Source organism: Nocardia sp. NPDC004568, from assembly GCF_040609955.1.
In the GTDB taxonomy this organism is placed as follows: Bacteria; Actinomycetota; Actinomycetes; order Mycobacteriales; family Mycobacteriaceae; genus Nocardia.
This window is the reverse complement of the sequence record NZ_JBEXLL010000165.1, coordinates 1-3,129: the sequence shown is the minus strand read 5'-3', so window position 1 is coordinate 3,129 and position 3,129 is coordinate 1. Positions and strand designations below refer to the sequence as shown.

At 68.5% G+C, this 3,129-nt stretch carries 5 protein-coding genes; 2 read left to right on the top strand and 3 right to left on the bottom strand.

Translation table 11 applies throughout. From position 1 onward, the window contains the following. Positions 1–375 precede the first annotated feature (375 nt). The 3 genes from ABZV91_RS32265 to ABZV91_RS32255 form a co-directional block, all read right to left on the bottom strand. Positions 376–597, bottom strand: coding sequence for a biotin/lipoyl-binding carrier protein (locus tag ABZV91_RS32265; protein ID WP_355249497.1), 222 nt, complete (start codon positions 595–597; stop codon positions 376–378). A gap of 297 nt (positions 598–894) precedes the next feature. Beyond that, positions 895–1,167 (bottom strand): mycothiol system anti-sigma-R factor, encoded by a 273-nt coding sequence (gene rsrA, locus ABZV91_RS32260; protein WP_355249499.1) that lies wholly within the window; start codon positions 1,165–1,167, stop codon positions 895–897. Between the two features lie 20 nt (positions 1,168–1,187). After that, positions 1,188–1,850 (bottom strand): sigma-70 family RNA polymerase sigma factor, encoded by a 663-nt coding sequence (locus ABZV91_RS32255; RefSeq protein ID WP_355249498.1) that lies wholly within the window; start codon positions 1,848–1,850, stop codon positions 1,188–1,190. Between the two features lie 302 nt (positions 1,851–2,152). Between ABZV91_RS32255 and ABZV91_RS32250 the strand changes: the two genes are divergently transcribed. Next, entirely contained in the window at positions 2,153–2,644 is a 492-nt protein-coding gene (locus tag ABZV91_RS32250; RefSeq protein WP_355249496.1) for a YbaK/EbsC family protein, read from the top strand. A gap of 125 nt (positions 2,645–2,769) precedes the next feature. After that, complete coding sequence (locus ABZV91_RS32245; protein ID WP_355249495.1) at positions 2,770–3,096, top strand: hypothetical protein; 327 nt, start codon at positions 2,770–2,772, stop codon at positions 3,094–3,096. Positions 3,097–3,129 lie beyond the last annotated feature (33 nt).

The following is a 3,129-nucleotide window of genomic DNA, read 5'->3' as shown; positions in this document are numbered from 1 at the left end:
TTCGGGCCTCGAGACTCGCGCCTCCGGCGCATGCGCTTCGAGGCCCGAACGGCGAGACGGGCCTCGACCCTTCGAGGTGTCTCGCAAAACTCGACACATGTGGTTGCGTCGGCATTCGATGTCCGGGTTCGAGGCCGAGACTCCGCCCTGCCTACCTCGTATCTGTTTCCTTCCGAGGAAGGTCCATGTTCCCGGTGCCGAGTCCGGCGAGGCGTTCGAAGGGTCGAGGCCCGTCCCGCCCCTGGCCGAAGGTGCTCGATGGCCCGCATTCGGCGGATGGCCGACCGCACATCGCATGCGCCGAAGGCGCGAGTCCCGGGCGCTGACCGGCGGGACCGAGGGGGCCTCGACCCCGCGCGCGCCGGCGCGCCGAAATTACTGCACGACGGCGATGAGGTCGCCCTGCTGGAGGACCTGGCCCGGGGTGACCGCGATGGAGGCGACTTCGCCGCCGACCTCGGTGATCACCGGGATCTCCATCTTCATCGATTCCAGCAGGACCAGGGTCTGGTCGACGGCGACCCGCTCCCCGACCTCGACCTCGACGGTGAGCACCGTGGACACCATCTCCGCCCGCACTTCTTCCGCCATGGACACCCCGTTCGCTAGGTTCGTTCCGGTATCGGGGCCGGGCCCGCTGTACCGCCGTCGGTACAGCCAACCACACATGGAAGAATGGCCGGGATCAACATGCACTCCCCGCAGTCGCGGGATATGCCCCAGGAGGGAGCTACCGATGGGTAAGCGTGGCCGCAAGAAGCGCAGCCGTAAGGGAAATGCCGCCAATCACGGCAAGCGTCCCAACGCCTGAGCCGACCGGCCGAGGCCGGGCACAGACCGCGAACGGCCCGCACTTCCTGGAAGTGCGGGCCGTTCGGCGTTCGTCCGGGGGTATCAGGCCCGGTTCGGGTCTACCGGGAGATCGCCGGTACGGAAGGTGACCGACCGGATCTCCACGGTGAGCCGTTCGCGCAGCGAATCGGGGGCCTTCTCGCCGCCGCATTTACGGTGCAGCATGCTCTTGATCTTCTCTTCGATGCCGTAGGCCTCGATGCACGGGGCGCAGTGGTCCATATGGTGCTGGAGCCGTTCGCGGGTGCGGTCGTCGCATTCGCCGTCGAGCATGAGCCAGACGTCGGCCAGTACCGCCGTGCAGTCGAGCTCCATATCGGGGTCGTGCTCGGTGCTCACTGCTTGACCTCCTGGCGCACCGCCGCGGCGGTATCGGCATCACCGGACGCGGTGCGGTCGAACCCGCGTTCGCGCGCCACATCGGCGAGCAAACCCTTCAGTTGTTTCCGGCCGCGATGCAGCCGGGACATCACCGTACCGATAGGAGTGCCCATGATGTCGGCGATCTCCTTGTACGGGAACCCTTCGACATCGGCGTAGTACACCGCCATCCGGAACTCCTCGGGCAGCTGCACGAGAGCGGCTTTGATGTCGTCGTCGGGCAGGGCGTCGAGGGCCTCGACCTCGGCCGAGCGCAGACCGGTGGAGCTGTGCTCGGCGGTGGCGGCCAGCTGCCAGTCGGTGATCTCGTCGGTGGGGTACTGCGCGGGCTGGCGCTGTTTCTTCCGATACGAGTTGATGTAGGTGTTGGTGAGGATCCGGTAGAGCCAGGCCCGCAGGTTGGTGCCTTCTTTGAAGGACTTGAAACCGGCATAGGCCTTGACGTAGGTCTCCTGGACCAGGTCTTCGGCGTCGGCGGGGTTACGCGTCATCCGCAGGGCGGCACCGTAGAGCTGGTCCAGCATGGGTAGCGCGTCCCGCTCGAACCGCTGGACCAGTTCGGCGTCGGTCTCCGGCTGCCCGGCAGGCCGCGCGTCGGCGCCGGTGTCGGTCGCCACGTCGTCCTCGCTCGTCACACGTGTCCCTTCGATCGGCTTACCTGCCAAATCTACCGGGAGTGTGAACTGCGGGAAGAACCGCGTGCGCGCCGGAGCCGGATCATGGTGGACCGGGCGTGATTCGACGAGAACGGGCACCGTCACTCCTTCACTCGTGCGCGGGGCCGCACCAGCGGAACCGTCTGTTCCGTCCGATGCGCTGTTTCTGCCGCGTACAACTCACTGTGCCCGCGAAGTGTTCCCCGACCATGGGAAAGTCACCTCACAGACCGGCACGGTGGCGCCCGGGTAGGGTCCGGCTCATGGCAGCAGCCGCCACTCCGGCGATCCGGGCGCTGGTCACCGCCGGTGCCGCACACACCGTGCACAGCTACGACCACGACCCGCGCGCCGGTACCTACGGCGGCGAGGCGGTCGATGTGCTGGTCGCCCGCCTCGGTGTCGAACCGGGTCAGATCTTCAAGACGCTGGTGCTGGAGTTGTCCACCGGCGCGCTGGCGGTCGCGGTGCTCCCGGTGCCCGGCACGCTGTCGCTGAAGGCCGCGGCGGCGGCGCTGGGGGCACCCAAGGCGGCGCTGGCCGACCGTACCCGCGCCGAGCGCGGGACCGGGTACGTCCTGGGTGGTATCTCGCCGCTGGGGCAGCGCAAACGCCACCCCACGGTGATCGACGACTCGGCGCTCGGCTGGGACCGGGTGCTGTGCAGTGCGGGGCGGCGGGGCCTGGAGATCGAGATCGCGCCCGCCGATCTGGTCCGGCTCACCGGCGCGGTCACCGCCCCGGTCACCGCCTGAGCCGGCGCGGTGCGGCCGCCGGATCGGCCCGCTTCCCGCGTGCCGAGCGGCAATTCCCCAGGTCAGACCTGTTCGTATGCGTTACTTGGTACGACCGATAGTCCGACCCGAGGATGTGATGCGATATGTCCCCGCGCAAATCTGTGCGCACCGTGTTCTTCGCCGTGTCCGCGGCCGTGGCCCTGTCCGTCGGCCCGGCGCTGCCGTCGGCGCCGGTGGCCCTGGCGGCGCCGGGTGAGTTCCCGCTCGACGGCCAGGGAGGTTCGGAGAACGAACCGGAGAGCCGCGCTCCGGAGAACGATCTCGACAAACGCGCCGAGGAAGCCGGCGAGCGCGCCGAGGAAGCCGGCGGCGGAGTGGTGACCGAGGTCATCGATCTGAGCGGCGATATTTTGAAGTGCGGCTTGCACATCGCCACTCCGGTGATCGAATGCCCGCTGGGTGACAGCTGAGCCTCGCCTCGGCCCGGGACGGTGAACCGTCCC

What these genes read in the sequence shown, in the direction of transcription:
- rsrA (WP_355249499.1), bottom strand. Translation starts at nt 1,167, where the DNA reads ATGGAGCTCGACTGCACGGCGGTACTGGCCGACGTCTGGCTCATGCTC.
- ABZV91_RS32250 (WP_355249496.1), top strand. Translation starts at nt 2,153, where the DNA reads ATGGCAGCAGCCGCCACTCCGGCGATCCGGGCGCTGGTCACCGCCGGT.
- ABZV91_RS32245 (WP_355249495.1), top strand. Translation starts at nt 2,770, where the DNA reads ATGTCCCCGCGCAAATCTGTGCGCACCGTGTTCTTCGCCGTGTCCGCG.